The following is a 25,959-nucleotide window of genomic DNA, read 5'->3' as shown; positions in this document are numbered from 1 at the left end:
GTCTAAAATTGACTTTATAAATTGAACAACAGTTTAAAAATTCTAAAGCATTTCAAGACGAGTTGGTTTTGGAGGGTTTAAAATTAAATGAGAACTTAATATTTCGTGTAATCCACTGAATTTGATTTTTGATTAACATTGGTTTTACCGCTAATGCTTATCTTAGCCCAAAATCTGCAAAGCGAATTTGTATTCTCGAATCAGAAGTATACTTTAGCGACACACAGCGACTTTAATGAAAAACAGATTCCTACTAACATTGTGCATGTTGTTTATGGTTTTTATAGCCAAAGCTGAATATATCAACGGGATTGCCCCAACGACTTCAGTTACGGTTATGACTTCCGAAGAGATATCTATTGAATCGCATGATGATTCAGCTGCCGCCTCTTCAGACGAAGAGCATCCATCTCCTGCGGGTTGGTCCGTAATTCCATTTGTCTTGTTATTGGTAATGATTGCCACAGGGCCTTTGTTCTATGAGCATTTTTGGCATAAGAACTATCCAATAATTGCGGTGTCTTTAGCGGCAATTGTGGTTATATACTACCTCTTTGTCGTTGGTGACGTTAACCATCCTGTACATGCTTTAGCAGAGTACGTTCAATTCATTGCCTTATTATCTTCCTTATACATTGCTTCTGGAGGGATAATGATTGATGTGGACAAAAAAGCTACACCACTAACCAATGTAGGATTACTGCTTATTGGAGCTGTTATATCTAACCTAATTGGAACAACTGGAGCCTCAATGCTTTTAATCAGACCCTTCGTTCGTTTGAATAAAGGTAGAATTCAGCCATACCATATTATCTTCTTTATTTTTATAGTGAGTAATGTTGGTGGCGCACTGACCCCAATTGGTGATCCGCCATTGTTTTTAGGCTTTTTGAAAGGAGTACCATTCTTTTGGACTTTAGAGCATAATCTTTTACCATGGATTACTGGAGTGGGAATCTTATCCTTTGTATTCTACATTTTTGATAAAAGGAATACGGATGAAGATTTGGAAGAAATTTCAACTTTCTCCAACAAAACCAAAATTCTTGGGTCAAGAAATTTTATCTGGTTGGCCATTATAATTGCTGCTGTTTTTATTGATCCGAATGTAATTGAAGGGGTTCCAGCAATTCACTATGACGGAATGAAGTTCTCCTATATTAGAGAATTAATTATGTTCTCTGTAGGCTTCCTGTCTTTTAGATTTGCCGATAAGCGTGCGATAAAGGGGAACGAATTTAATTTTGAGCCCATACGGGAAGTGGCATTTATATTTATTGGGATTTTCGGAACGATGATGCCTGCACTGGCCTTGGTAAGTGAATTTGCGCAGTCTGAAGCTGGTAGTGCACTAATCACGCACAATACCTTGTATTGGGGTACGGGGATTCTCTCTGGATTCTTGGATAACGCACCTACTTACTTGAATTTCTTAGCGGCTGCCATGGCTTCGCAGGGCGGAGATATTGCTGTAATTAGCGATGTTCAAAGTTATGCGATAGGTGGCGTTTATGATGACTCCGTGTTCATGCTAATGGCGATATCTATTGGTGCAGTGTTTTTTGGTGCCATGACCTACATTGGAAATGGGCCAAATTTTATGGTGAAGTCTATTGCTGAGCAAATGGGAATTCACATGCCTTCGTTCTTTGGCTATATATTGAGGTATTCCATTCCTATTCTATTGCCAGTTCTCTTTGTTATTTGGCTTGTTTTCTTCGCTTTTTAAATTTTGAATCAAAGAAGGAAAGCCTTCGTTTAATTGATTTTGTGTAGAAACATTTTGTAACTTCATTTCTCCGAAGTTTTGAAATGGATAGCATTTACTTAGATTTGATTTTAAGCGGCCTCACTTACGTGATTCTTACTTACTTGACTTTTCAACTGATGAAAAGCCGAAAGGTAAATAATCATGAAGATGATGACGAGGGAGGAATTCATGAGTTTACACCTCCAAATATAGACTTACCGCCTGGTGTAGTTTGGCCTGATTCCCCTTTACTCAAAAAGAGAAAGGCTGAAAAAGCCTATTAATTAATGCTGCTTACATTTATCACAAATACCAGTAATCAAAAAATTACTTTCTTCGCCAGTGAATCCCCTAGGTAGTTTTACCATGGGAATTTCAACATGTTCCAAGCAAGTGGTTTGCTCACATTTGTTGCACTTAAAATGGATGTGATTATGTTGATGACTTCCTTCGGAACAGGCATCGGCACAGAGGGCATAACGTATTCCTCCTTTATCATCGAGTATTTTGTGAATCAATCCCTTGTCTAAAAAAGATTTAAGCGTTCGATAGATTGTAACCCTGTCATATTTTCCATCCACAGCCACCTCAATGTCGGCATGAGAAACCGCTACTTCGTGATTTAGAAAAACATCAATTACATCAGCCCTGCCTTGGGTTAGTCTTAATGTGTGATCTCTTAAAAGTTCTTTAATATGATTGTCCACGAAATAAAGATAGTTATTCGTCAGAAGAATGCTACACAGGGTTTATTAGTTCCTTGTATTCGTGGATAGAGTTTCAAAAGAAGTTAATCCTTCTTTTTCCGCTTTCGGAAAAGCTTCCCTATTGAATTGAAAGTTTTCTTTTCCCACTTCCAGAAAAAAGAAAACTGCCCAAGTAAGGTGCCATATACCATTAAAAGGATTTGGTATAATGGCGGAATTAAGAGCAAATAAAGAAAGATCCCCCTTATGCCTGTAAGCCTTTCAATACCAAAAAGCTGAAAAACATAGGGCTTTAAAAACACCACTGACATTCCAGTAAGTGAGAACACAACCAACACCAAAACCACCTGAATGAGCGAGTTGAGATTCCAACGCTCCTTCATTTTCTCTAAAAACTGTGTATTCGCCAAATTTTTTACCTTTTAAAAGCGCACGAAGTTAGGCATGTTGATACCAATCACCAACCCTAAATAAAACCTTATCAAAAAAAACTTCAATGCGTGGGTATGGGCTAATTATTTCAATAAATTACATCAACAAATTTCCTGATTGAAGATGTACGACTTAAGCAAGTTTCAGCGAATGATGGTCTGTTTAGACCTTACCCAAATGGATAAAGGGCTTATCCAGTATGCGTCTATGATAGCGCGCGTTTTTGAAATTGATTCTGTTTACTTTTTACATGTGGCCGAATCATTGGAGCTACCTGTTGAAATTCAAGAAAAATACCCAGATTTGATCGCTCCGCTAGACGAAACGCTTGAGCACGAAATAAAGGCTAAGGTGGATGAGAACTTTGTGCTGCCAAATGGTTGCGATGTCCAAATCAAGGTAGCCACTGGGAAAGTGACCGAAGAAGTGATAAAAATGGCCAAAGTAAAGGTAATAGACCTTATGGTTTTGGGGAGAAAGCATCACCGTTCTAATGCTGGTTTGAATTCTAGCAAAATCGCCAAGAGCTCTCCTTCTTCCGTAATGTATGTTCCTGAAAACCCAAAACTGGAGCTGAATAAGATTCTTATACCAATTGATTATTCAGAGCACTCTCAAATGGCTTTTGAGATTGGATTGGCTCTACAGAAGCAAACAGGAGCGAAACTGATGAGTAATCATATATATAGAGTGCCGACTGGTTATCATAAATCAGGGAAGAATTATGAAGAGTTTTCTGAGATTATGCTCGAAAACACTAAGAAAGACTCTGAAAAGTTCTTTAAGAAAATGGATACTGGTGATGTGAAATTTGAACACACTTTTGCGCTTGACGATGACCCACACCCAGCAGACAAAATCTATAAGACGGCTTCTGAAAAAGGAGTGGATTTGATTATTCTTGGGTCGAAAGGCCGAACCAGCGCTGCTGCATTTTTAATTGGTAGCGTAGCCGAAAAGCTTGTTTATGAAAGTGGAGATATTCCTTTATTTTTGGTAAAGAAAGGAAAAGAGAACCTTAGCCTACTTGAGGCATTATTCCGTTTGTAATCTATTTTCCGATTGTGGCTTTTAAGCTATAATTCAGTTCGTCTTTTAAGATCATGCTCTGATCTCCAGAAATAGTAAAAGAGCTCAAAATCGACTTTCCTTGCACCACATTGAAATAGAGGTTGAGCTCTTTTTCGAATTTATACACTGGATTTTCGTCCTTCACTATGATTCGAATGCTTTCTAACTGGTCTGCCTTATAGTTATATTCAATGGAGCGAACAGCGGGCCTATCTGTTTTGGCCGAATCAATGACTTTTTTGATATCTGTTCCGGTTGAAAGCTCTTCTGTAGTGTAGGATGTTTCCAGTCCTAGCTTATTAATGTCAGCCTGATAAAAGAGACCAAGCTCTTCTTTCCATTGTTTTGCAGAATCAAACTGAACTATCACTTGATCGGTTTCGCCATTCACGCTTAGTTCCTTAGTGAGGATTGGCTTTTCCACTTCAAACACAGCAATTTGCTCGTCTAATAGCTCGACAAGGTCAAAATAAGTACCTGTTCTAATCGGCTCAGATTTCTGTCCCTCGGTACAGCTGACAAGGGATAGAGCAAGTAAGAACATAAAGTTTTTCAATTTCATAAGAGTATCTCTCCGCCCATTTCTTTAGGAATTTTAAGCCCCATTAATGTTAAAATAGTAGGGGCTAAATCGCCCAATTTACCATCTTTCATTTGAGGTCTCAATTCATTGTCAACGAGAATACAAGGCACCAAGTTCGTGGTATGGGCAGTATTTGGGCTGCCATCTGGATTTGTCATTACATCGGAATTACCGTGGTCGGCAATTACGATGGTCGTATAGCCATTTTTCAAGGCCGAATCAATTACTTCTCCAGCACACTTGTCTACGGTTTCGCATGCCTTTACTGCAGCTTCAAAAACCCCAGTATGCCCCACCATATCTGGATTGGCAAAATTGAGGCATACAAAATCTACTTCTTGTATACCTAGCTCCTTAACAATCGCTTCCTTAATATCATTTGCACTCATTTCGGGCTGCAAATCGTAGGTGGCCACTTTAGGAGATGGACATAAAATTCGTTTTTCCCCCTCGAATGGCGTTTCTCTTCCACCATTAAAGAAGAAAGTTACATGCGGATATTTCTCTGTTTCAGCTATTCTAATTTGCCTTTTGCCTGCTTTGGCAATTACTTCACCCAAGGTGTTTCTAAGATTGTCTTTGTCAAACATTACCTTTACGCCACTAAATGAATCATCGTAATTCGTGAGGGTAACAAAGTAAAGCTTCATGGCTTTCATTTCCTGTTCAGGAAAATCACGCTGCGTAAGGGCTTGGGTAATTTCTCTTCCTCTGTCAGTTCTGAAATTGAAATAGATCACCACATCATCTTCCTCAATAGTGGCCAATGGGACACCATTCTTAGAATGAATTATTGGAATAATAAACTCATCCGTGACACCTTCGATATAGGATTTAGCAATGCTCTCTGTGATATTTTCTGAGTTTACTCCGGTTCCTTTCACCATGGCATCGTAAGCCAATTTGACTCTTTCCCAGCGATTGTCTCTGTCCATGGCGTAATAGCGGCCAATCACAGAAGCCACTTTTCCAGTGGTTTTTTCCATGTGTGCCTCAAGGTCTGCCATATACTTTATTCCTCCTTTTGGGTCAGTATCTCGGCCATCGGTAAAGGCATGCACAAAAACATTGTTCAATCCTTCATTGTGCGCAATGCTAAGTAATGCTTTCAAGTGATTGATATGAGAATGCACTCCTCCATCGGAGAGCAGACCTAAAAAATGTACTTTTTTAGAATTCGTCTTTGCGTAGTGGAAAGCAGATTTCAATGTTGGGTTATCTGCCAAAGTGTTCTCTTCCACTGCTTTGTTTACCTTCACTAAATCTTGGTAAACTACTCTACCAGCACCAATATTCATATGGCCTACTTCTGAGTTTCCCATTTGACCAGCGGGCAAACCAACGGCTAAGCCAGAAGCCTCTAGTTTAGAATGAGAGTATTTTTGATAGAGAGAATCAATAACGGGAGTTTTGGCATGATCAATGGCAGAAACGTTGGAATCGGTACCTAAACCCCAACCGTCCAAGATCATTAAGAGAACGCGTTTTTCCATGGGGCAAATATATATTATTATGATCTGGTTTGTAAGTCCAAAGCGATTGTATTAATTTGATTCTGAACTAAACCTAAGGAGAGTAATAATTGGCATTATTTTCGTTAAACTAATGGCTAAGTCACTAAAAATGAGGAAGAAAAATATTGTTATTACTTTCATGTCTCTTTTGATGATGCTGAGCTCCTTGTCAGGTTTTGCTCAGACGCCAGAGGAAAAGTTGATAAAAAATGTTCAAGAGGCATTAAAGTCTTCGAGTTCTAGAGAGTTAGTGAAATATCTGCATGACAGGGTAGAGATCAAACTCGACAATGAAAAAAAGGACTATAGCACCAATCAGGCAGAAATTGTTCTGAAGCAATTTTTTCAAAAAAACCCTGCCGATTCCACGGAATTCATTCATGAAGGAAATTCAGATGGCGGTATTATATATGCCATTGGTTCCTATGTTTCTGGGAATAAAAAATACAGAGTTGTACTTCGGGCGAAGAAATATAAAGCGGACTATAAAATCTATCGACTGGAATTTACCGAAGACCGTTAAGCCCTTGCAATCTATTTAGTATTTTTGGCCCATGTGGCCGAAATACATTACAGAAAAATCTCTCAATCAGTTTATTGAAAGTGCTTTAGCCGAAGATATTGGCGATGGCGATCATTCATCTTTAGCGTCTATTCCAGAAAATGCTGAAAGCTCAGCTTATCTGCTGATGAAAGACAGCGGCATTATTGCTGGGGTGGAATTGGTCGAAATCATTTTCAAAAAATTGAGCCCTTCGATTAAAGTAGAACCTTTGGTAAAAGATGGTGATGTGGTCAAAAAGGGCGACATCATCATGCGGATCCACGGTAGTTCAAGGGCCATTTTGTCTGGTGAGCGCTTAATGCTTAACTGCATGCAGCGCATGAGTGGCATTGCTACTTATACCAATAAACTGAATTTGCTTATTTCTCATACTTCAACAAAACTTTTAGACACTCGAAAAACCACCCCTAACTTTAGGTTAATGGAAAAATGGGCGGTTTTTATTGGGGGAGGCGTAAACCACAGGTTTGGATTGTATGATATGATCATGCTGAAAGACAACCACAATGATTTTGCTGGCGGAATTACTCCGTCAGTTTCAGCAACAAAAGACTATTTAAAGCGCACTGGCCGTGACCTTAAAATCGAAGTAGAAACCCGTAACTTAGAGGAAGTTAAAGAGGTTTTGACCTTGGAAGGAGTACATAGAATCATGCTCGATAACATGAGCCCGGAATTAATGAGCGAAGCTTTGGCTTTGATCAATGGCCGTTTAGAAACCGAAGCTTCCGGTGGCATTACCGAATCGACCATTGGGGCGGTGGCAGAGACTGGAGTAGACTATATTTCCGTTGGTGCACTTACCCATTCGGCAAAAAGCCTGGACATAAGTCTAAAAGCAGAAGAATTTGAAAGTTAAGAAACGCAATTTTTTAGTGTTAATGATTGAAGCCTTGGTTTTGATCATTATGTTTGTGTTCCTTTTTCGACACTGTGCGAGTTAGCAGGTAAATTATCATGATTGTAAAAACAAAAAAATACGCTTTAGACAAAAAAGCTTACATCCGTGCGGGGATGAGAAACATCCTTAAAGAGCAATGGTGGGTGGTTTTAATTGCTATTGGCATTTCGTCCATGGCCTTTGTCATTCCTTCAAATTGGTGGTGGATTGGCGCTTTGATCGCTTATGTACTTTATCTTTTATTCTGGTTGATCCAGTTTACGGGAGTAACCCAGCTAGAACAAAGTAAAATGCTTTTCGATAAGCTTTCTTACGAAATTGACAGCCGTCAGATTTTGATCAAAATGAATTCTAAGCAAGGTATGCCCATGAAATGGGAGCAAATCAAATATGCTTGGATGGACAAAAAGCAATTTGTGCTTGTGGTAAACAAGGCCCAAATGATGATGTTCCCTTTCACCGTTTTCAAAACTCAAAACGAAATAAAATTCGTGGAGACGATTATGAGGCGCAAGGGATTGATCAAAGAGAAGAAAGAGCAACAAATAGAAAAATAAGCACAGCTAAGAATTTTGTAAAAGCACGGTTATTCAATAGCCGTGCTTTTTTGCGTTATTTGTTTTCTAATTCAGAAAGTTGAAATCACGCTACTACATCGAAGGGTTGATTGCCGTTTTTCTCTTTGGCATTACTCCCATTTTTATCAAGGAAGTTTCTGCCAATGCAGTAACCATTGGCTTGGTGCGGTTAGTAATTGGCGCAAGTTTTCTCTTTTTCATAGCGGGAAATAAGAATCTAAAAAAGCTCACCAAAAAGGATTGGAAGGCACTTGTACTCATTGGTATTGTTTTCGGTGGGCATTGGATCACCTACTTTATGAGTGTAAAACTCGCAACCCCGTCAATGGCCATTCTTTCCGTTTCGTCATTTGGGCTGCACATGATTTACCTCAATTGGATCATCAATATGAAGAAGCCGTCACCCTATGATATCATCGCGGTACTGATTGCCCTTTTCGGGATTTACCTCATCGTCCCTGCTTTTGACTTAAGTAATAATCTCACCACAGGTATTTTAGTCGGACTGGTCAGCGCAGCCTTTTTTGCCATACTTCCCTTTATCCAACAAAGGAATCAGCACCTAGACTCTATGACCCGGGCCTTTGGCCAATACAGTTTTGCGCTTATAGTTTTCTTGCCCATGTCATTCCAGTCCAATTGGGATTTGACCCAACAGGATTGGGTTTACCTGGCAATTCTAGGAACAGTTTGTACGGTAGGCGCACACACTTTATGGCTGAGGGCCTCCACGGTTTTACCGCCCACCAACACCAGTCTTATTTTCTATCTGGGCACTCCAATTGCCATGATTACCAGTTTTATTTTCTTAGACGAAGCTATGCCTACTCAGAAAATCGTGGGGGCAAGTCTCATCATTTCTGCCAATGTTTTTGCCGTATTTATCAGCAGAATGAAGCGCAGAAAAAGCCTTAAGGCTTAACGCCTAACTCTTCTTCCAATAAATTTTTTTTTGACAAATCAAGTTTCATATTTGTAGATTTTGATTATGTTTGTTCTACAAATACGAAACTTGAAGAATGAAAGGAACGCAATTAGGTGAATTTGAAGAGCTGGTATTGTTGGTGGTTGGCGTATTATTTCCAGAAGCTTACGGCCTAAATATCCGCGAGGAAATCATTAATCAAACCAAACGAAAGGTAGCGATTGGCGCAGTACATTCTGCACTTAGTAGGCTGGACGAAAAAGGATTTTTAGAATCTGAATTGGCCGAAGGAACTCACGAACGCGGAGGTAGAAGAAAGCGCCTTTTTAAGATTACCGCAAGCGGTAAACAAGCCCTTGAAAGAAATCATGAATTGAGAAACACTCTCTTCAACCAAATTCCAGAAATGGCCTTAAAAATAGTCTAATCCTTGGGCCTACAACCAACATATGAACCACCAAAAATTGCTGTCAAGCTGCTCTCGCTTGTCTGCAAAAATAACCTTTTTGAAGAAATAGAGGGCGATTTATACGAATACTATCAGTCCCAAAGGGAAGAAAAATCGAAGCGAGTAGCCAACCTCCATTATTGGTTTCACATGTTCAATTTTATCCGACCCTTTGCCATCAAAAAACTCGGTCAAAACTCAAATACAATCATCATGTACAGAAGCTATTTTAAATTTGCTTGGCGCGGAATGCTCCGCCAAAAACTGCAAACCAGTTTCCATTTACTAGGACTTATTGTGGCCTTTTGCGTTTGCGGATTCATCTACTCGCACATCAAATACGAGTCGTCTTATGATTCTTTTCTCGATAACGCTGATGACATTTATCGCGTAGCATGGATGAGTGAAAACCCTCAAACCAGAACGCCTCATCCAATGGCCCAGGCCTTGGTCAACGATTTCCCTGAAGTGATTGATGCGGTCAGTATTTCGCCAATTTATGGCCCTGGGCTGACTAAAACTACCATTCCACTTCGGAACGAAAAAAGAGACGTAGGCTTTAGCGAACCCAATGGTTATTTTGCCGACAGTACCTTCTTCGATGTTTTTAGCTTTAAAGCGGTGGAAGGCAATGCAGACAAAGCATTGCGAAAGCCTTTCGGAATAATTCTCTCCGAGTCTATGGCCAAGCGCTATTTTGGAGATGAAGAAGCGGTGGGTCAAACGCTATCTTTTATGGGAAATCCAGATATGCTGGAAGTGGCAGCGGTAGTTGAAGACGCCCCAAAAAACTCACATTTCCATTATAATTTCATCATCTCCTATGTAACATTAAAGTCGTTACAATTTAACGATCCGTGGATGTCGTGGGATGATTTTGGGCATTTCAATTATTTGAAACTTGCGCCCGGAACCGAGGCAAAAGCTTTCGAAGCGAAAATTCCTGATTGGGCACCTAAGTATTTAGACTGGGGAGAAGAAAGCTTGGCTTCTCTCAAAGCTGGTGATTTAAAGTTTGAGTTACAGCCTGTCCAAAGTATTCACCTGCATTCGAATATTCGCTGGGAACTGGAAGCCAATGGAAGTTACAGCTATCTGCTTATTTATGGCATCAGTGCTCTGTTCATTCTGCTGATCTCTATTATTAATTTCGTGAATTTGAACACGGCAAAAGCTGCGCAAAGACTAAAGGAAGTTGGCGTGAAGAAAACTTTAGGCGCCTACAAATCTCAGGTGTTTTCGCAATTTATTTTCGAAGCGCTGTTCACTACGTTTTTGGCCCTCGTACTTTCCTTTGTGGCCATGTATATGTTGGAAGCCCCCTTCAATCAATTGGTCAATGGAAACGTTTCGGTGGCGGATTTATATCAGGCAGATATCATTTTACTCTTGCTTTCAATTGCCATTATCACCGCACTTTTATCGGCCATTTATCCCTCGCTCTACCTTAATTCTTTTGAAGCAGGGCAAATTCTGAAAGGATTAAAACTCAGTAAACTGGGTGGTAATAATATTAGAAATGGGCTTTTGGCAGTTCAACTTATTGCGGCAATCGTGATGATTAGCGGCAGTTTGGTGATCAAACATCAGATCACGTTTCTAAAGGAAAAAGACCTTGGCTTTAAGCAGGACAACCTGATGGTTTTGGAAGTGGATGGTTATGACCCAAGAACTAAACTAGTTAAAACGGAATTGCTGAAAAATTCGGCTGTATCAGGAATCACTGCGGTTTCAAATATTCCCGGTGGTCAATTTAACCAACACCCGATTTATGCTGAAAACAACCCTTCTGAAAGAGTAGATGCCTCTGAAATGTTTGTGGATGATGATGTGGCCGAAGTACTTGGACTGAAGGTATCGGATGGCAGAATGTTGAGTAAAGCCTATGCTGCTGATTCGGCAGGGCGTTCTTTTGTGCTGAATCAGTCAGCCATCAACCAGCTGAACTTGACCGACCCGATTGGTAAGCAATTGGTTTGGCAAGACAATGAAAACCTAGTGAAGGGCACCATTGTAGGAACCGTAGAAGACTTCCATTTCAGGTCATTGCACGAGCCGATAAGACCGATGATTATGCTGATGCAGCCGCTGAACTCGAACTTCATGTTGGTAAAGGTAAACCCAACTGACCTCAGTCAAACGGTATCGAAAATTGAAGCTGATTATAAGGAGATCATTGCGGATGGTCAGTTCAGTTATCAGTTTCTGGACACCGAAATTCAGGACTTGTACAAGGAAGAATCACGCACGCTCAAGCTCATTACTTTGCTTTCGGCCATTTCCATTCTATTGGCTTGCGGTGGACTCTTGGGCATAATCTCCATTGTAATTAAGCAGCGCGTAAAGGAAATCAGTATTCGTAAAATTATGGGCGCTTCGGCTTCTCAAATTCTATGGCTGATGAACTTTAAGTACCTCTTAATCGCTGGCGTTTCGCTGCTGATTGCCGTGCCTGTTTCCGTCTATTTTATGAAAGACTGGCTCAGCAATTTCACGTACCAAATTGGAATAGATCCTTTGGCCTATGTGCTTACTGCGATAGCGGTGTTATTCTTAATTGGCTTTACCATCACACTTATTTCCATGAAAACAGTAAAAAGCAATCCAGTAAATGCGTTGAGGTCGGAGTAGAAATGGGAGAGCTTTGAGGTCAGTACAATGGAATGGTTAGTATATGGCACGTTTTAATGTGCTATATACATTGCTAGCCATTTTTATTAGGATTGTCATCATTTTCCATTTTGCTTCGTTGTTGCGTTAAGGTTGTTCCAATTCCAGCACCAATTGCTATTCCTACGGCAATCCATAGTCCCGTATTTTCAGTTGCAACTCCTATTGCAGTCCCTATTCCAGCACCTAATGCAATTGCCATCCCTAATCTATTCTGTTTTTTCATATTATATTAATTATAGCTAATGTTAGTGATCAGTCATAAATTTATTGAATTTTATGGATTTTAGCTCTCTTCCTTAAGCACAACATCAACCTGAACTGAATCGAACCGTTAGATAAACAGAGTCTTTTTCTATCTTTATCCTATCATTCTAAAACCTCAAGATGTCAGTACTTTATTTGCTCTCCAGTTTGGGGGTAATCAACGGATTATTGATTGGTGTTTTTCTGGTTTTTCGCAACCAGAACAAAGTCGCGAATGCCTATCTGGGTGGTTTGCTATTGGCGCTGAGCTTACGGATTGGTAAATCTGTTTTCTATTATTTTGAAGAGAATGTAGACTTACTGATCCTTCAAATTGGGCTTTCGGCCTGTACTTTTATTGGGCCATTCTTTTATTTATATACCAAAGCCATTTACAGGCAGCATCGGAAAATTCATACCAAGGATGTTATGCTGCTCATGCTCCTTTTGGTATCTATTGTAACAATCGGTTTAATCTATCCATACCGAACGCAGCCCTCCATATGGAATGGCTATGTCATTTATAGGATCTATATCAACTGGGGCCTATTCACATTAATGGGTTTGTACTACGCTGTCAAAATGCTGAAACCTGTAATACTCAAACCCTCCACAATAAGCAAACCACAGCAACATTTGGCCATACTCACCATTGCCATGCTCATCATCAATTTGACCTACCAGATGGCACTATATGGTTTGTTTACCTACATCTGGGGGGCACTCATTTTTTCCTTTACCTTATATTTTCTCTTGGGAAGGATGCTGCTTTCTAGCAAGTTTTTTTCACCCAAGTCTACCGACCAACCTCTTGCTAATGCTTCAAAAAAACTGGAGGAACTGAATGTCCTCATGGATACGCAAAAACCATATATCAATCAGAAACTTAAACTGGACGACCTGGCCGCACAGACAGGGCTTTCAAAACACAGCTTGTCCAAGTTATTGAATGAAGAGTACCGATATGGCTTTGCGCAATATGTGAAGGAGTTTAGGGTGAAAGAAGCGAAGCAATTGATTCACACCAGAAATGAACTTTCGCTGGAAGGCATCGGCTTTGAAGCAGGCTTTAGCTCCAAGTCATCGTTCTTTGATGCATTCAAAAAGATCACGAATTCCACCCCCTCGGAGTATAGAAAGACTCAGCAGCTGGTGACATAAGCTACAAATCACTCCAGAATGATCATTCTGGACTTCTTATCTCCAATTAATTCGATTTCTTGACGGCACTGCTCGTAATCTTGGCTGAACAAATCAATTCATCCAATGAAAATTAAAGCATTCATCTTTCTCGTAGTCATAAGTATCAGCCCGTGTTTTGCCCAAACAGATCACGAACAAATCACGAAAATACTCAACCAGTTTATTGTGGGTACCCAGTATAACTATCCAGATTCGATAGCCACGGCTTTCCATCCGGGCACCCGTATGTTTCTTTATAATGGAACGGACTCGGCCTATTATATGACCTCTGAAAATTATGCCGGATTGTATGGACGTAAAGCGCCAGGCACACTGAATAATCGGCCATCAAAGATCATCGGCATTGAGATTGTGAGAGATGTGGCTTATGCCAAATTGGAGATTGATATTCCATCTTTTGGGAATCGATATCATGATTTACTGTTGCTTAAAAAGATCCTTGGTCATTGGAAAATTGTGGGCAAGGCCACTTCAGCCGAACCGATTCCTAAAGCGGCCGAAGAGTTTACGCCCAGCCCAGCAAAGGAAGTTATATTGAAAGGGCTCAACAAGCCTTGGAGCATGGCTTTCCTTTCAGAAAAGGATGTGCTTATTGCTGAAAAGGATGGCAGTCTTCTTCGTGTTAATTTGGAAACCAAAGAACGGAAAGCTATTTCAGGATTACCCAAGGATATAGCGAGGGCCGTGCAAATTGATTCTACGAAATTCGAAAAAGGCATTTTTCCGAATAGTCTACATGGGCAAACCCTAAGCGCTAATGCTGGCTGGTTTCAGGTGCTCCTCGACCCAGACTTTGACCAAAATAGCTATGTATATATGTCCTATGCTGCGGAGAATAAAGCACGCGCCAGCACGACCAAAGTTATTCGCGGAAAGCTCATGGATAATCAACTGAAGGAGGTGGAGACACTTTTTGTTGCAGAACCCTATGTGCATGGGCTCTATCACTATGGAGGCGGCATGATCTTCGGCAGGGATGGCAAGCTATACATTACCATTGGCGAGCGTAACTTCTTTGAGTACATGAACCCCGAAATTCCAGTTGCGCAAGATGTACAAGACAAGCGTGGAAAAATCATTAGAATTAATCCTGATGGAAGCATTCCAAATGACAATCCCGATTTTGGATCAGATGCAGTTCAAGGGTTGTATGCCATTGGTATTCGTGCTTCGCAAGGCTTGGCCATTCACTCAGAAACGGGCGATATTTGGTTTAGTGAACACGGTACAAATCAAGGAGATGAATTGAACATTCTGAAGCCTAGTGCAAACTACGGATGGCCGAATGTTACTACGGGCAATTACCGAACGGATTACCAACCAAAAGCCATTTCGGGAGCCACTTTCACCGATCCATTATATTCATGGGGCCATACTGTTGCGCCAACTGGACTGACCTTTTACTCAGGAAGAGAATTTCCAGTATGGAATGGGAATTTGATTGTGCCTGGGTTGAGCAAAGGCAGTTTGTGGAGAATGGTGGTGGATGGTGATAAAATCATAAGTGCCGAAGAACTATTCATCAATAGCAGGGTGAGGTTAAGAAAAGCAATTGTTTCACCTGGAGGGCAACTCTATTTGCTTTCTGACGAAGAAGACGGCAAACTGATTCGGGTGTTTAATAGTGGGCGTTGAAATGTAAGAAGTTGTTTAGAGGGGGTTGACTCTCTAAGAAATTGGTGAAAATGTAATTTTGAAATGCAAGGGATTAGAGTAGAGAATAAGGGTTACTAAATTGAAAATGGTCTGAGTGGAGAATGGTGAAAAATTGCTAGAGTAACGGTTAGTATATGAAAAGTAGGGTAGTTTGTAAGCGATTACTTTTTGGTTAAGCACTTAGCCATAATTTTACATTGTTAACCACGGGCTTTTTCTTCGTATTCTGGACAGTCCAATCGGATTTCCTTGTTCAATAATTCTTTTTGAAGTAGGTAACAATAATCAACTTCATGATTTCTTTCATAAAACTTACAACCGTAGCAAGTTCTTTGAACGCTTAATATTCCGTTACGATTCAATTTGAAAATCAGTTGACTTAAAGTTCCGAACAAACTTTCTAATTCGGATTGCGAAAAACCATTAATTTCCTTTTTTAACAGATTTGAGAAGTCATTCGTTTGAGAAACTATATCATTGCCTAAATCAGATAATAATATTGAATAACTTCGACTATCTGATGATGAAAAGTCCTTTATGATAAGCCTTTTCTTGTCCAAAATCCTAACAGCGTCACTTACAGTTGGTTTTGTTACGTTAAACTCTTTTGCAAGATGGCTAACGTTGCATAAACTCCGTTTATGAAATGCTATGAAAATAAGTATCTGAATTTGTATCGGACTTAAACCAACCATTTTGGCTTTCTCCCATAACAAGATTTTAAATACTTCCGAAACTCGTTCCAACCCTGCAACGATTTTACTCGAAATATCCTTTTCCTGTTGATTCGGGTTAAATGTACTTTCTTTCATAAAAAAGCCTGTCGAGATTAGTTCGACAGGCAAAGTTAGTAATCCTAATTAAATTAACTGCAATTTTCCATTTCTATAATTGAATATCCTTTTTGTTCAATTGACAAGATAGTATCTTTGGTAGCTTGCTCCATGTGGCAAAGACGACATTCATCAGCAGATAATTGATTAGTTGGAAAAGGCTTGGTTTTTAGATAAGCCTTACCATAGGCAAATATGGTTTTTTCATCCGTTACACTGTTTGGTACTAAAATATCAAAATGCATAACCTTGCCATCTTCCCTTTTTACATATGTGTCCCAAATCGCTATTTTCATAGTATCACTTTTTGACTTTATACGGTAGAGACAAATCTCCACTTGCTACACTAAAAACTTCGTAAACGCCTAGCATTGGTAGGTTTTCATTGCTTGTGTTTACTTGCATAAATGCTGTTACACCATCATAATTGAAGTCCGTTTTGTTGTTCATTCGGTAATCAGGGACTATAACTTTTATGGTATTGCTTTTAGCGGTAACAGGATAACCTGGTGAATCCATATACATTGGCATTCCTGGGTTAGTTGGTGGCAATACAACTGTTTCATCTGCTTTTTTAAATTGTTTTACAGAAAGACCACCTGCTACTCGCTCATCTTCGTGTAGGATTACCCAGTGCGGATGCCAAACAAGGCCATCGTTATCATACACTTTGTCGTTATTCTCGTCCCACAGAGGTGTATCGTCAAAATCGGGATGAGATGTTAGGGCAAGTGCCACAATACCGTCTGTTTGATTAAAACCTACATCAGTTGGTTTTAAACTGGTGGGAAACACATATCCTAAAACTGGTGCGCCATCAAGCTGTCCAACTTTTGTCGGTGTTGTTTTTCCTGCTGTTCCATTGACTCTTATTTCCCAAACAGTAACTCCGAGTTTGGGTTCGTGACTTACACTTACTTCTTTAATGTTGAAGTCGTCATTTTTGTATTGGTGTTTTTGCGCAAAAGATTTTGCGCTTAATAGTAAGGTGGTTAACAGTAATATCAGTATTGATTTCATCATGAATTGTTTTTAGAAGTTAGAATATCGATATAAATTAGGAATCCTAACTATTTTAATTAAAATATTACCCTTTTACATCTGCCATAGATGCACCGAAATTGATATGTAGAGTGTTACCGTTTGGTGTTACCAATGCAGGTACAGAATTAACACCTGCTTTTTCTGCCTCTGATATTCTTACTCGGTTTTCGCCAATATTGACAACTTCAACATTGTCAGCTCCAACTAAATTGACAATGTCATGTTCTGCGCTTACACATACTGGACATCCTGCGTGATAAAAAATTGATTTTTTCATTTTAATAGAATTTGATTTTTGCACTATTGCAATGCAAATATAGTAAGGAATCCTAACTATACAAGTTTGTTTCAAAATAATCTTGAAGTGGAAAGGTTATTTTGTGTCGATAAGTTTTTTTCGTGCAGTATTTTCAGTTTTTGGCTCACGTTATTTATCAGTCACATTTATGACGTATACCCATAAATATATTGAGTTTTCTGACTATAATACTTGATATATCAGGTATTACAGTCACTGGCTAGCGTATAATTGGAAAAGTTTATTTACTCATATCCGCAGCCAAATACTGTGCAGTGTAGTTGTCATTGAGCTTTATCATTTCTTCTGGGGTGCCGGTAAAAGTGATGTTTCCGCCTTCTTGTCCACCTTCTGGGCCAAGGTCAATAATCCAGTCGGCTAGTTTGATGACTTCCGTATTATGCTCAATAATAATTACCGAGTTGCCTTGCTCAATTAGTGCATTAATGGCTTTCATTAGTTTACTGATGTCATGGAAATGAAGGCCAGTAGTCGGTTCGTCAAAAATGAAAAGGATGTGCTCCTTGTCATTCGATTTGCCCTTTCCTAGGTAGAAAGCCAATTTCACCCTTTGTGCTTCACCTCCACTGAGTGAGTTCGAAGATTGCCCCAAACGGATGTAGCCCAAACCTACTTCTTGCAGTGGCTTCAACTTGCTATGCACCGCTTTTTCGTTGGCAAAAAAGTCCATGGCATCGTCAATCGTCATGTCCAACACATCGGAAATACTCTTATCGTTGTAAGTCGCTTCTAAAATTTCTTGTTTAAAGCGCTTGCCTTTGCAGCTTTCGCAGGTCAACTGAATGTCGGCCATAAACTGCATTTCAATTTTTACTACACCTTCCCCTTGGCAAGTTTCACAACGACCACCATCTACATTGAAAGAGAAAAACGCAGGCTTATAACCACGCTGTTTCGATAGTGGTAAGTTGGAATACAATGCCCTGATGGCATCATAGGCTTTTACATAGGTAACGGGGTTCGATCGGGATGATTTGCCAATCGGGTTTTGGTCGATGAACTCGATTTGAGTTACCTTTTTGGTGTCGCCTTCCAGTGCATCCATTTTCCCGGTCTGTTCACCAACCGTACCCAACATTTTGCCCAATGAAGGATATAGAATTTTCTTTACTAAGGTGGATTTCCCCGAACCACTTACGCCCGTAATTACGGTAAGCACGTCCAATGGAATATCGACATTTACATTCTTGAGGTTGTTTTCTCTGGCGCCTTTAATTTTAAGTGCGTCACGCCATTTTCTTCTTTGTTCAGGAATTGGCAAACCCTCTCTTCCACTTAGGTAATTGGCGGTATGACCTGTGCCATTTTGAATCAATTCGTCAATTGTGCCTTGAAAAATCAACTCACCACCATGCGTACCAGCATCTGGACCAATGTCGATGATCTGATCTGCCGCTTGCATTACTTTCTCTTCATGTTCTACCACCACTACGGTATTTCCTAAATCTCGAAGGGTAAGTAAAACAGAAATCAGTCGGTCGGTATCGCGGGGATGGAGACCAATACTGGGTTCATCCAAAATATACATGGAACCCACCAAGGCACTGCCCAAAGACGTGGCAAGTTTAATGCGTTGGTACTCGCCTCCCGATAAAGTGCTGGTTAATCTATTTAGGGTGAGGTAACCTAAACCAACACGGCTCAAATACTCGAGCCTATTTTGAATTTCTTTCAGTAGCCTTTTTGCCACTTTTTCTTCATGCACAGTAAGCGGAAGTGTTTCAAAGAATACAGCGGCATCCTTCACTGGCATTAGTACAACATCGGTAATACTCTTGCCATTTACTTTTACATAAGCTGCATCTTTCCTTAATCTGGTGCCCTTGCATTCTGGGCAGTCGGTGCGGCCACGGTAACGCGAAAGCATTACGCGGTACTGAATTTTGTGCGTTTTCGATTCTAAGTGCTCAAAAAACTTATTCAGTCCTTTGAAGAATTTATTGCCTGTCCAAAGTAGCTGCTTCTCTTTGTCGGTGAGTTCCGCAAAGGTTCTATGAATGGGAAAATCGAATTCTATTCCGTGCTTTAATAGTGGTTGCAACCATTTATTCATGGTTTCACTGCGCCACGGAGCAATAGCACCTTCATACACGGAAAGCGATTTATCTGGGATCACCAAGTCGATATCGATGCCCAAGACCTTCCCAAAACCCTCGCAGCGCTTACAAGCGCCAAAGGGGTTGTTAAAGGTGAATAGGTTAACGCTTGGTTCGTCAAACAGAATTCCGTCTGCTTCAAATCTATCCGAAAAAGTGGTTCGACCTTCGCCTGGAATTTCAATAATACAATCCCCTTGACTTTCGAAAAGTGCGGTTTGTACTGAATCTGAAAAACGGAATTGGGTGTCTTCGTTATGGGCTACTACCCCTCTATCAATCAGGATTTCTAAGTCTTTTGAAACAATGTCTTTTCCGTCCTTGAGTAAATCTTCTATAAAATAAGGCTCGCCTTTGGCCACTACACGGGTATAGCCTTTTTGCAGTAGTAAATTCAATTCCTCTACAACGCTTCTTTCTTCCTTCTGAATAAGCGGACAAAGAATCATCAACTTAGTGCCTTCTTCTTTGGCCATTAAAAACTCTACAATACCTGTAACGCTATCACGGCTTACCTCTTTGCCACTCACTGGGCTGAAAGTTCTACCGATACGGGCGAAGAGTAATTTTAGGTAATCGTAAATTTCGGTGGTAGTCCCAACCGTAGAGCGCGGGTTTCTATTGTTTACCTTCTGCTCAATGGCAATGGCGGGTGAAACCCCTTTGATGTAGTCAACCTCAGGTTTCTCCATTCTGCCTAAAAACTGACGCGCATAAGAACTCAAGCTTTCCACATACATCCGCTGTCCTTCCGCAAAAAGCGTATCGAAAGCTAGCGATGATTTGCCAGAACCAGAAAGGCCTGTTACCACCACCAATTTATTCCTTGGAATGGCTACATCGATGCTTTTAAGGTTATTTACCCTAGCACCTTTAATGATGATGAACTCTCTCGGGTTCAGGTCGTCAATAGGGGTAGGGCGGTTAAGTGTTGTTGAATTCATAAGATTGCAAAGATAACAGAGCTAGCAACTAATTGTTAATTGAGAATAATTACCTTTTTCAGAATTAAATTCTAAACTCTGGCATTATACTTGAGTAAAGTTTTGCGATAGTCTTGATGGCATTAGCCTAAAGCTTGAAAATTAAAAATCACGATCAAATATTTGTAATCTATATTTGATTGAATACATTTGAGATCGTTACTATTATTAATCCATTTCTAAAAACTAAACATTACCGTATGATATAAACCTCTACTTAGACCTAACAATAACTAACATGAGGAAATATGAAGTAAGCGATAGCCAATTGATATCGCTATACAAAAACGGTAATGAAGACGCATTCGCGGAATTAGTCTCTCGTCACAAAAATAAAATCTTTACTACAATCTTTATGATTGTGAAAGACCATGATCTTGCACAAGATTTGTTGCAGGAAACTTACGTTAAAGTGGTGAATACAGTAAAGTCTGGACGCTACAATGAGGAAGGTAAGTTTCTGCCTTGGGTGAGCCGAATCGCACATAATTTGGCGATTGATCACTTTAGAAAGGCCAAGAGATACCCAACTATTGTGATGGAAGACGGAAGCAATGTGTTCAATAGTTTAGAGTTTTCGGAAGAATCTATCGAGGATCGTCAAATAAAAGAAGATACACATGCGTTACTTAGGGAGTTAATAAAAGAACTACCCGATTCACAGCGAGAAGTTCTTATGATGAGGCATTACATGCAAATGAGCTTTCAGGAAATTGCTGAAGTAACAGATGTTAGTATCAACACCGCCCTTGGCCGTATGCGTTATGCGCTCATCAATCTTAGAAAAAAGATGGACAAAATGAACGTTGCGTATGATAAGAACATCTACCCAGAATGACCTGATCAGATACATATATCAGGAGACCGACACAGAAGAAAATATCGAAATTCAAACTGCCGCCATTTTAAATGGCGCACTGGCGCATGAGTTGCATGAACTTGAGCAGACAGTGTCGTCAATAACGGCAGCTGAACGAGTGCCTTCTGAATCGATAATCGACAAAATACTGAGTTACTCTAAATCCTATGACCTTCATTCCTTGAAATAGCCTAATTTAGGGGCATGACGAGGAAGCAGAGATACGAGGCTTTTATAGCATACTTTAGTGAAAACCAACCACAGGCCGAAACGGAACTGCAATATGGCAATCCGTTTGAGCTGCTAGTGGCTGTGGTTTTGAGTGCACAATGCACTGACAAACGAATCAATTTGGTGACACCCAAATTGTTTCAAGATTTTCCTACTCCAGCCCATTTAGCGGCTTCTCATTTTGACGAACTTTTTCCCTATATAAAAACCATTTCATACCCCAACAACAAAACCAAGCACCTTTTGGGCTTGGGAAAGATGATGGTGGAAGATTTTAATTCTGAAGTTCCTGAAACCATTGAGGACTTACAGAAACTACCCGGTGTGGGAAGAAAAACGGCCAACGTAATTACCTCCGTAGTTTGGAATCAGCCCAGCATGGCGGTAGACACACACGTGTTTAGGGTGTCTAAAAGATTGGGTTTGGTAAATCAGAATGCCAATACTCCATTGGCCGTAGAAAAACAGTTGGTAAGCCACCTTCCAAAGGAGGTAATTCCTTTAGCTCATCATTGGCTCATATTGCATGGACGCTATACCTGCTTAGCGCGAACGCCAAAGTGCGAATCGTGTGCTTTAACTTCTTTTTGCCGTTATTTCGAAAAAAAGGAAGGGATTGTGCGTTAAGTCAGCTGATTGTTTACCATGAAAATTCTGTATATCCACCAATATTTTAAAACGCCTCAAGAAGGAGGAGCTATTCGCTCTTACTACTTGGCCAAAGGCTTGGTGGACCAGGGATTTGAAGTGGAAATGATTACCAGCCACAATGCGAGTATTTATCAAAAAACCGTAATTGATGGAATCACAGTCCATTACTTGCCTGTTTATTACAGCAACGACTTAGGCTTTCTTAAGCGCATTTATTCTTTCTACTCGTTTCAAAAGAAAGCAAAGCAACTGATTTCAAAAGAAGGTTTAAGTTTTGACTTGGCTTATTTGACTTCCACACCCCTAACTGTTGGCTTGGTCGGTCTTTGGCTGAAGAAGAGGTTGAACAAACCCTATATTTTTGAAGTGCGTGACTTGTGGCCTACCGCTCCTATTCAGATTGGTGCAATTAAGTCCCGCTGGCTGAAAAAGTGGCTTTACGCGCTTGAGAAAAAAATATATGTGCAAGCGGAAAAAATCATCGCTCTTTCCCCCGGTATGGAAGATTGGATTAGAGAAGTGGTTCCTGAAAAGGAAGTGCACATGATCCCGAACATGGCAGATTGCGAGTTCTTTAGCAAGGAATTGAAAGACCCAAAGCTGACTTCTTTTTATAATGTGAATAATGCTTTTGTGATTACTTACTTGGGTAGTATTGGAATTACAAATCACCTTGAGTTTTTGTTGGTTGTCGCTGAAAAATGCTTAAAACTGAGGCTGAATATCAAATTCAAAATTGTGGGCGAAGGAGCAAAACTGCAGCGAATAAAACTAGAGGCCTATCTGAAAAAACTGAACAATGTGGAGTTCTATGGCCATCAGAATAAAGAAGGGGTACGAAGAATACTTAATGTAACTGATGCGACTTATGTCTCTTTTGCCAATTTCCCTGTTTTGAGCACCAATAGCCCCAATAAAATGTTTGATAGTCTAGCGGCAGGTAAACTTACGATTGTGAACTCACTTGGCTGGACAAAGGATTTGGTGGAGGAAAATAAGTGCGGTTTCTATACTAACCCTGAAGACGCAAATGATTTTATTCAGAAGATCACACCATTTATTGAACAAAAAGATAAACTAGATACCTATAAAAACAATGCGCGAATTGTTGCAGAAAAACTTTACTCGAAGCGATTACAAGTACAAAAATTGATTGCAGTTTTAGAATCAATCAAGGGAGGCTAGTTGTTTTTAGGCCTATACCTCGACTGCAACAAAAAGTCATTGGCGTCTGTCAGCTTCATCAATGCTGTAAAGTCCAAATCCTTTTCTTCTTGATATTTCTGAACAATACGCCAGCCTATCCATTGGCCAATTCTGCCAGGGCAAATCGGATCAATTTCAGGAATTCCTGGGCGCTCATCAATGTATTTGGATAAATTGAGTGGGTTCTTGTCGTATAATAAAGCATTATCCACAAAATACGACCAAAGAAAACCTTCACTTCGAATGGACGAGGCCAGGCTTTCACCATCATAGCCCATAATCAAACTGTCTGGCAAACAAGGTAACATGGTTTTTGTGAACTCAAGTGCCTTTCCGTAGTACACCATTTCCTCTAAAATAGTGCGTTCACCATTGTCAAACGTATCGTTGAATTTTAAAGAAGAGAACTGAACAATGTGTGGAACAAGGTGTTCCGGAGTAAGCCTTACCAATAGGTAGTCATAGACGTTTGGTCGGTAAGAGGCCTTAGGGCCCAAATAATAGTCAATACCAATAATGACTAGGGAGTCAGAGAAAAATACATCGTTACCAAAAGCCGAGTAAACCGTTTGAACTTTAGGCACCTTGTATTCAGGGTAATATGATTTTATACGTTTAAAGGCTGTTTCTAAATCTTGCTCTAATTGAGCCTCGTCTATAATCTGCTTGGTTTGTTGATAAAGGGTATCAACAAATGGGTTTTTTATTAAATTGAAAACCTCGGTAAGCATCTCAGCTTTAGATGGATAATCGGCCGCTAAAAAGAAGTAATCACGTACAACAGGGTTGGCTTCTAAAAAATCATTTAAAGCCGCTGTATCTTCTACTGAATGAATTTGGTCTACTAAACTCGTATAGTCCAAATCAAGGGCTATATTTGGGATGTCTATGCAAGGGTCATCTTTGCCACAAGCCATTACCAACAAGAAAACGAAACTAATAATCCAGCTTTTGTTCATACTTAATTTTAAATGACAAAAGTATTCATTTATTTTATTCCCCATGAGAAAATTCACTTTAGCAGCGGTTTTGTTATCATTGTTTAGCGTGGCAGCTGTAGCGCAAGATTATAATATTGGCATCAAATTAGGGCCAACCCTAACGTATTCAAAGCCAAGTACAGACGGGACAAGCACAAACTATGATGATGACGGTTCTTCCGTTCAGTTTTTGATCGGTGCTTTTGTAGATTATCAGTTTAAGGAAAACTATTTTTTCAGTACTGGGATCAACTATGCCTCCAAGGATTTTGGGATAACTGCTAGATCAACTAATAGTATAGCTAGTGTGATTGGGGCAGCCAGCTTTAACCAAGAGTTTTTGCAGGTTCCGGTCTTGCTAAAGCTATACACCAATGAGGTGATTCTTGATACTAAGATTTATTTCAACTTTGGTATTGTACCCGAAGTACGTTTGAGCAGTTCTCCGAAATCTACTAATTCTGATATCATCCGTGAATTTAGAAGTTTTGATTTAGCAGGTAATTTTGGTGGAGGCTTAGAGCGTAACATTGGGGTGAATACCCGTGTGTATGCTGGTATTTTCTCTAATCTCGGTTTTATTAATCAGGTGAAAACCCAAAATGAAGCTTACGATGAGCTTATCCTTAAAAACCGACTATTTGCATTGGAGGTAGGTATTAAGTTTTAATTCCGCTGCATAAAATGTTTGTTTACAAATCAGTTAAAGCTTTCTAATGATTTGTAAATGTTGAGTGCTACAATATAAATCCCTGCCTCATTACCCCAAGTTATCTTTTCTATCTTGGCCATTCCTTGCACATAAACATCTACCCAATCGTCTATTGTCTTAACATTGGAATGCCCCATTAAAGCACGGATAACACGTACCAAATCAGGGTGAAACTCTATTTGAATACCAACGCTGTTTTGGGCAACCACCATTTGGCGGTATTTAAGGTCTTGTTTTATGAGATGAAGGGCAAGGGCTTTTTTGTCCATAACAATTAGCTTTAACGTTTGTAATATTTAATCAAATTTAAAATTATTATCGTTAAACACAATTAATAGTTCATTATACGATATAATAATTTATTTATACGATAATTGTAGTTGTCAAAAAGTAGTTTCTATTTTCTTATTTTAGTCAATAATTAGTGTATAACGATAATTTTATGGCTGATAAAAAAACCTATAACCGGATAAAGGCAGTATTGGCGGAGAAAGGAAAAACTAACAATTGGCTTTCTGAGCATACTGGGAAGAACATTACTACTGTATCACGCTGGTGTACTAACGATATGCAGCCCACCATGGAAACCCTGTTTACTATTGCTGAAACATTGGATGTAGATGTTAGGGAGTTATTGGTTAGCACAAAAGCATAGCACAAGCGGTTTCAGACTCCTTTTAAGTGTCTTAAACCTTTTGCCGTATTTCTTTATCCGAGCTTTTAACTATGTTTGAGTCTATGTTTTGGTTCAATGGCCATTGAGTTAACAAATATGTAATCATTTGATTACAATATC

Annotated in this window: 29 protein-coding genes; 17 read left to right on the top strand and 12 right to left on the bottom strand. The window is 39.8% G+C overall.

The features are described 5' to 3' along the window. Window positions 1-235 precede the first annotated feature (235 nt). Together VOI17_RS01455 and VOI17_RS01450 are read left to right on the top strand one after the other, a co-directional pair. Window positions 236-1,729: a sodium:proton antiporter gene (locus VOI17_RS01455; RefSeq protein ID WP_323755455.1), complete on the top strand. Its 1,494-nt coding sequence runs from the start codon at window positions 236-238 to the stop codon at window positions 1,727-1,729. Between the two features lie 83 nt (window positions 1,730-1,812). Further along, on the top strand, window positions 1,813-2,034 hold the full coding sequence (locus VOI17_RS01450; protein WP_323755454.1) for a hypothetical protein: 222 nt from the start codon (window positions 1,813-1,815) through the stop codon (window positions 2,032-2,034). Here the strand turns inward: VOI17_RS01450 and VOI17_RS01445 are convergent, their stop codons facing one another. Both VOI17_RS01445 and VOI17_RS01440 read right to left on the bottom strand, forming a co-directional pair. Continuing rightward, window positions 2,035-2,457, bottom strand: coding sequence for a Fur family transcriptional regulator (locus VOI17_RS01445; protein WP_323755453.1), 423 nt, complete (start codon window positions 2,455-2,457; stop codon window positions 2,035-2,037). 83 nt (window positions 2,458-2,540) lie between these two features. Beyond that, a complete protein-coding gene (locus VOI17_RS01440) occupies window positions 2,541-2,867 on the bottom strand; it encodes a DUF6787 family protein (protein WP_323755452.1) in 327 nt (108 codons plus the stop codon). Window positions 2,868-3,012: 145 nt separating this feature from the next. On the opposite strand from VOI17_RS01440, the gene VOI17_RS01435 reads away from it, so the two are divergent. Then, on the top strand, window positions 3,013-3,939 hold the full coding sequence (locus VOI17_RS01435; protein WP_323755783.1) for a universal stress protein: 927 nt from the start codon (window positions 3,013-3,015) through the stop codon (window positions 3,937-3,939). Between the two features lies 1 nt (window position 3,940). Here VOI17_RS01435 and VOI17_RS01430 read toward each other — a convergent pair whose 3' ends face one another. Beyond that, complete coding sequence (locus tag VOI17_RS01430; protein ID WP_323755451.1) at window positions 3,941-4,504, bottom strand: hypothetical protein; 564 nt, start codon at window positions 4,502-4,504, stop codon at window positions 3,941-3,943. Window positions 4,505-4,518: 14 nt separating this feature from the next. Then, window positions 4,519-6,036: a 2,3-bisphosphoglycerate-independent phosphoglycerate mutase gene (gpmI, locus tag VOI17_RS01425; RefSeq protein ID WP_323755450.1), complete on the bottom strand. Its 1,518-nt coding sequence runs from the start codon at window positions 6,034-6,036 to the stop codon at window positions 4,519-4,521. A 112-nt stretch (window positions 6,037-6,148) separates the two neighbouring features. Between gpmI and VOI17_RS01420 the strand changes: the two genes are divergently transcribed. From VOI17_RS01420 to VOI17_RS01395, 6 genes are all read left to right on the top strand, one after another. Further along, window positions 6,149-6,580: a DUF4783 domain-containing protein gene (locus tag VOI17_RS01420; RefSeq protein WP_323755449.1), complete on the top strand. Its 432-nt coding sequence runs from the start codon at window positions 6,149-6,151 to the stop codon at window positions 6,578-6,580. A 31-nt stretch (window positions 6,581-6,611) separates the two neighbouring features. After that, window positions 6,612-7,481 carry a carboxylating nicotinate-nucleotide diphosphorylase gene (gene nadC, locus VOI17_RS01415; protein WP_323755448.1) on the top strand — a complete coding sequence of 290 codons (870 nt, stop codon included), beginning with the start codon at window positions 6,612-6,614 and terminating at the stop codon, window positions 7,479-7,481. 98 nt (window positions 7,482-7,579) lie between these two features. After that, window positions 7,580-8,080: a YcxB family protein gene (locus tag VOI17_RS01410; protein ID WP_323755447.1), complete on the top strand. Its 501-nt coding sequence runs from the start codon at window positions 7,580-7,582 to the stop codon at window positions 8,078-8,080. Window positions 8,081-8,159: 79 nt separating this feature from the next. Beyond that, a complete protein-coding gene (locus VOI17_RS01405) occupies window positions 8,160-9,023 on the top strand; it encodes a DMT family transporter (protein ID WP_323755446.1) in 864 nt (287 codons plus the stop codon). Between the two features lie 97 nt (window positions 9,024-9,120). Next, the gene (locus tag VOI17_RS01400) at window positions 9,121-9,453 is read left to right on the top strand and encodes a PadR family transcriptional regulator (RefSeq protein ID WP_323755445.1); all 333 of its coding nucleotides are present in this window, start codon (window positions 9,121-9,123) and stop codon (window positions 9,451-9,453) included. A gap of 3 nt (window positions 9,454-9,456) precedes the next feature. Then, entirely contained in the window at window positions 9,457-12,105 is a 2,649-nt protein-coding gene (locus tag VOI17_RS01395; RefSeq protein ID WP_323755444.1) for an ABC transporter permease, read from the top strand. A 73-nt stretch (window positions 12,106-12,178) separates the two neighbouring features. Here VOI17_RS01395 and VOI17_RS01390 read toward each other — a convergent pair whose 3' ends face one another. Next, complete coding sequence (locus tag VOI17_RS01390) at window positions 12,179-12,370, bottom strand: hypothetical protein (protein WP_323755443.1); 192 nt, start codon at window positions 12,368-12,370, stop codon at window positions 12,179-12,181. A 161-nt stretch (window positions 12,371-12,531) separates the two neighbouring features. On the opposite strand from VOI17_RS01390, the gene VOI17_RS01385 reads away from it, so the two are divergent. Together VOI17_RS01385 and VOI17_RS01380 are read left to right on the top strand one after the other, a co-directional pair. Beyond that, window positions 12,532-13,551 carry a helix-turn-helix domain-containing protein gene (locus VOI17_RS01385; RefSeq protein WP_323755442.1) on the top strand — a complete coding sequence of 340 codons (1,020 nt, stop codon included), beginning with the start codon at window positions 12,532-12,534 and terminating at the stop codon, window positions 13,549-13,551. Between the two features lie 105 nt (window positions 13,552-13,656). Next, a complete protein-coding gene (locus VOI17_RS01380; protein ID WP_323755441.1) occupies window positions 13,657-15,228 on the top strand; it encodes a PQQ-dependent sugar dehydrogenase in 1,572 nt (523 codons plus the stop codon). Window positions 15,229-15,449: 221 nt separating this feature from the next. Here the strand turns inward: VOI17_RS01380 and VOI17_RS01375 are convergent, their stop codons facing one another. The 5 genes from VOI17_RS01375 to uvrA form a co-directional block, all read right to left on the bottom strand. Next, entirely contained in the window at window positions 15,450-16,061 is a 612-nt protein-coding gene (locus VOI17_RS01375) for a MarR family transcriptional regulator (protein WP_323755440.1), read from the bottom strand. A gap of 53 nt (window positions 16,062-16,114) precedes the next feature. Beyond that, window positions 16,115-16,378: a DUF2024 family protein gene (locus VOI17_RS01370; RefSeq protein WP_323755439.1), complete on the bottom strand. Its 264-nt coding sequence runs from the start codon at window positions 16,376-16,378 to the stop codon at window positions 16,115-16,117. A gap of 4 nt (window positions 16,379-16,382) precedes the next feature. Continuing rightward, window positions 16,383-17,105: a hypothetical protein gene (locus tag VOI17_RS01365; protein WP_323755438.1), complete on the bottom strand. Its 723-nt coding sequence runs from the start codon at window positions 17,103-17,105 to the stop codon at window positions 16,383-16,385. A 64-nt stretch (window positions 17,106-17,169) separates the two neighbouring features. Beyond that, on the bottom strand, window positions 17,170-17,403 hold the full coding sequence (locus VOI17_RS01360) for a thioredoxin family protein (RefSeq protein WP_323755437.1): 234 nt from the start codon (window positions 17,401-17,403) through the stop codon (window positions 17,170-17,172). Between the two features lie 262 nt (window positions 17,404-17,665). Continuing rightward, window positions 17,666-20,485, bottom strand: a complete 2,820-nt coding sequence (uvrA, locus tag VOI17_RS01355) for an excinuclease ABC subunit UvrA (protein ID WP_323755436.1) — start codon at window positions 20,483-20,485, stop codon at window positions 17,666-17,668. 277 nt (window positions 20,486-20,762) lie between these two features. Between uvrA and VOI17_RS01350 the strand changes: the two genes are divergently transcribed. From VOI17_RS01350 to VOI17_RS01335, 4 genes are read left to right on the top strand one after another with little or no spacing between them, the layout of a single operon-like run. Beyond that, on the top strand, window positions 20,763-21,362 hold the full coding sequence (locus tag VOI17_RS01350; RefSeq protein WP_323755435.1) for an RNA polymerase sigma factor: 600 nt from the start codon (window positions 20,763-20,765) through the stop codon (window positions 21,360-21,362). Next, a complete protein-coding gene (locus tag VOI17_RS01345) occupies window positions 21,337-21,573 on the top strand; it encodes a hypothetical protein (protein WP_323755434.1) in 237 nt (78 codons plus the stop codon). Before VOI17_RS01350 ends, VOI17_RS01345 begins: the two co-directional genes overlap by 26 nt. Before the next feature lie 14 nt (window positions 21,574-21,587). Continuing rightward, window positions 21,588-22,241 carry an endonuclease III gene (gene nth / locus VOI17_RS01340; RefSeq protein ID WP_323755433.1) on the top strand — a complete coding sequence of 218 codons (654 nt, stop codon included), beginning with the start codon at window positions 21,588-21,590 and terminating at the stop codon, window positions 22,239-22,241. 18 nt (window positions 22,242-22,259) lie between these two features. Continuing rightward, a complete protein-coding gene (locus VOI17_RS01335; RefSeq protein ID WP_323755432.1) occupies window positions 22,260-23,450 on the top strand; it encodes a glycosyltransferase family 4 protein in 1,191 nt (396 codons plus the stop codon). Here VOI17_RS01335 and VOI17_RS01330 read toward each other — a convergent pair. Continuing rightward, complete coding sequence (locus VOI17_RS01330; protein WP_323755431.1) at window positions 23,447-24,430, bottom strand: hypothetical protein; 984 nt, start codon at window positions 24,428-24,430, stop codon at window positions 23,447-23,449. The two genes, VOI17_RS01335 and VOI17_RS01330, sit on opposite strands and share 4 nt — an antisense overlap. Before the next feature lie 43 nt (window positions 24,431-24,473). Here VOI17_RS01330 and VOI17_RS01325 point away from each other — a divergent pair, with 43 nt between their 5' ends. Then, entirely contained in the window at window positions 24,474-25,121 is a 648-nt protein-coding gene (locus VOI17_RS01325; RefSeq protein ID WP_323755430.1) for a porin family protein, read from the top strand. Between the two features lie 29 nt (window positions 25,122-25,150). Here the strand turns inward: VOI17_RS01325 and VOI17_RS01320 are convergent, their stop codons facing one another. Beyond that, window positions 25,151-25,432, bottom strand: coding sequence for a hypothetical protein (locus tag VOI17_RS01320; protein WP_323755429.1), 282 nt, complete (start codon window positions 25,430-25,432; stop codon window positions 25,151-25,153). Window positions 25,433-25,605: 173 nt separating this feature from the next. On the opposite strand from VOI17_RS01320, the gene VOI17_RS01315 reads away from it, so the two are divergent. Next, window positions 25,606-25,818 carry a helix-turn-helix transcriptional regulator gene (locus VOI17_RS01315; protein ID WP_323755428.1) on the top strand — a complete coding sequence of 71 codons (213 nt, stop codon included), beginning with the start codon at window positions 25,606-25,608 and terminating at the stop codon, window positions 25,816-25,818. Window positions 25,819-25,959: the final 141 nt, after the last annotated feature.

Origin of the sequence: Roseivirga sp., from assembly GCF_034669765.1 — a bacterium.
Taxonomy (GTDB): Bacteria; Bacteroidota; Bacteroidia; order Cytophagales; family Cyclobacteriaceae; genus Roseivirga.
This window is presented reverse-complemented; position numbering and strand designations above follow the sequence as displayed.

Bases quoted from the DNA above. Each gene is read 5' to 3' on its own strand.
- VOI17_RS01400 (WP_323755445.1), top strand. From the start codon at position 9,121: ATGAAAGGAACGCAATTAGGTGAATTTGAAGAGCTGGTATTGTTGGTG.
- nadC (WP_323755448.1), top strand. From the start codon at position 6,612: ATGTGGCCGAAATACATTACAGAAAAATCTCTCAATCAGTTTATTGAA.
- VOI17_RS01320 (WP_323755429.1), bottom strand. From the start codon at position 25,432: ATGGACAAAAAAGCCCTTGCCCTTCATCTCATAAAACAAGACCTTAAA.
- VOI17_RS01435 (WP_323755783.1), top strand. From the start codon at position 3,013: ATGTACGACTTAAGCAAGTTTCAGCGAATGATGGTCTGTTTAGACCTT.
- VOI17_RS01410 (WP_323755447.1), top strand. From the start codon at position 7,580: ATGATTGTAAAAACAAAAAAATACGCTTTAGACAAAAAAGCTTACATC.
- VOI17_RS01430 (WP_323755451.1), bottom strand. From the start codon at position 4,504: ATGTTCTTACTTGCTCTATCCCTTGTCAGCTGTACCGAGGGACAGAAA.
- VOI17_RS01330 (WP_323755431.1), bottom strand. From the start codon at position 24,430: ATGAACAAAAGCTGGATTATTAGTTTCGTTTTCTTGTTGGTAATGGCT.
- VOI17_RS01335 (WP_323755432.1), top strand. From the start codon at position 22,260: ATGAAAATTCTGTATATCCACCAATATTTTAAAACGCCTCAAGAAGGA.
- VOI17_RS01345 (WP_323755434.1), top strand. From the start codon at position 21,337: ATGATAAGAACATCTACCCAGAATGACCTGATCAGATACATATATCAG.
- VOI17_RS01390 (WP_323755443.1), bottom strand. From the start codon at position 12,370: ATGAAAAAACAGAATAGATTAGGGATGGCAATTGCATTAGGTGCTGGA.
- VOI17_RS01360 (WP_323755437.1), bottom strand. From the start codon at position 17,403: ATGAAAAAATCAATTTTTTATCACGCAGGATGTCCAGTATGTGTAAGC.
- VOI17_RS01380 (WP_323755441.1), top strand. From the start codon at position 13,657: ATGAAAATTAAAGCATTCATCTTTCTCGTAGTCATAAGTATCAGCCCG.
- VOI17_RS01450 (WP_323755454.1), top strand. From the start codon at position 1,813: ATGGATAGCATTTACTTAGATTTGATTTTAAGCGGCCTCACTTACGTG.
- VOI17_RS01370 (WP_323755439.1), bottom strand. From the start codon at position 16,378: ATGAAAATAGCGATTTGGGACACATATGTAAAAAGGGAAGATGGCAAG.
- VOI17_RS01375 (WP_323755440.1), bottom strand. From the start codon at position 16,061: ATGAAAGAAAGTACATTTAACCCGAATCAACAGGAAAAGGATATTTCG.
- gpmI (WP_323755450.1), bottom strand. From the start codon at position 6,036: ATGGAAAAACGCGTTCTCTTAATGATCTTGGACGGTTGGGGTTTAGGT.
- uvrA (WP_323755436.1), bottom strand. From the start codon at position 20,485: ATGAATTCAACAACACTTAACCGCCCTACCCCTATTGACGACCTGAAC.
- nth (WP_323755433.1), top strand. From the start codon at position 21,588: ATGACGAGGAAGCAGAGATACGAGGCTTTTATAGCATACTTTAGTGAA.
- VOI17_RS01365 (WP_323755438.1), bottom strand. From the start codon at position 17,105: ATGATGAAATCAATACTGATATTACTGTTAACCACCTTACTATTAAGC.
- VOI17_RS01325 (WP_323755430.1), top strand. From the start codon at position 24,474: ATGAGAAAATTCACTTTAGCAGCGGTTTTGTTATCATTGTTTAGCGTG.
- VOI17_RS01420 (WP_323755449.1), top strand. From the start codon at position 6,149: ATGGCTAAGTCACTAAAAATGAGGAAGAAAAATATTGTTATTACTTTC.
- VOI17_RS01315 (WP_323755428.1), top strand. From the start codon at position 25,606: ATGGCTGATAAAAAAACCTATAACCGGATAAAGGCAGTATTGGCGGAG.
- VOI17_RS01455 (WP_323755455.1), top strand. From the start codon at position 236: ATGAAAAACAGATTCCTACTAACATTGTGCATGTTGTTTATGGTTTTT.
- VOI17_RS01385 (WP_323755442.1), top strand. From the start codon at position 12,532: ATGTCAGTACTTTATTTGCTCTCCAGTTTGGGGGTAATCAACGGATTA.
- VOI17_RS01350 (WP_323755435.1), top strand. From the start codon at position 20,763: ATGAGGAAATATGAAGTAAGCGATAGCCAATTGATATCGCTATACAAA.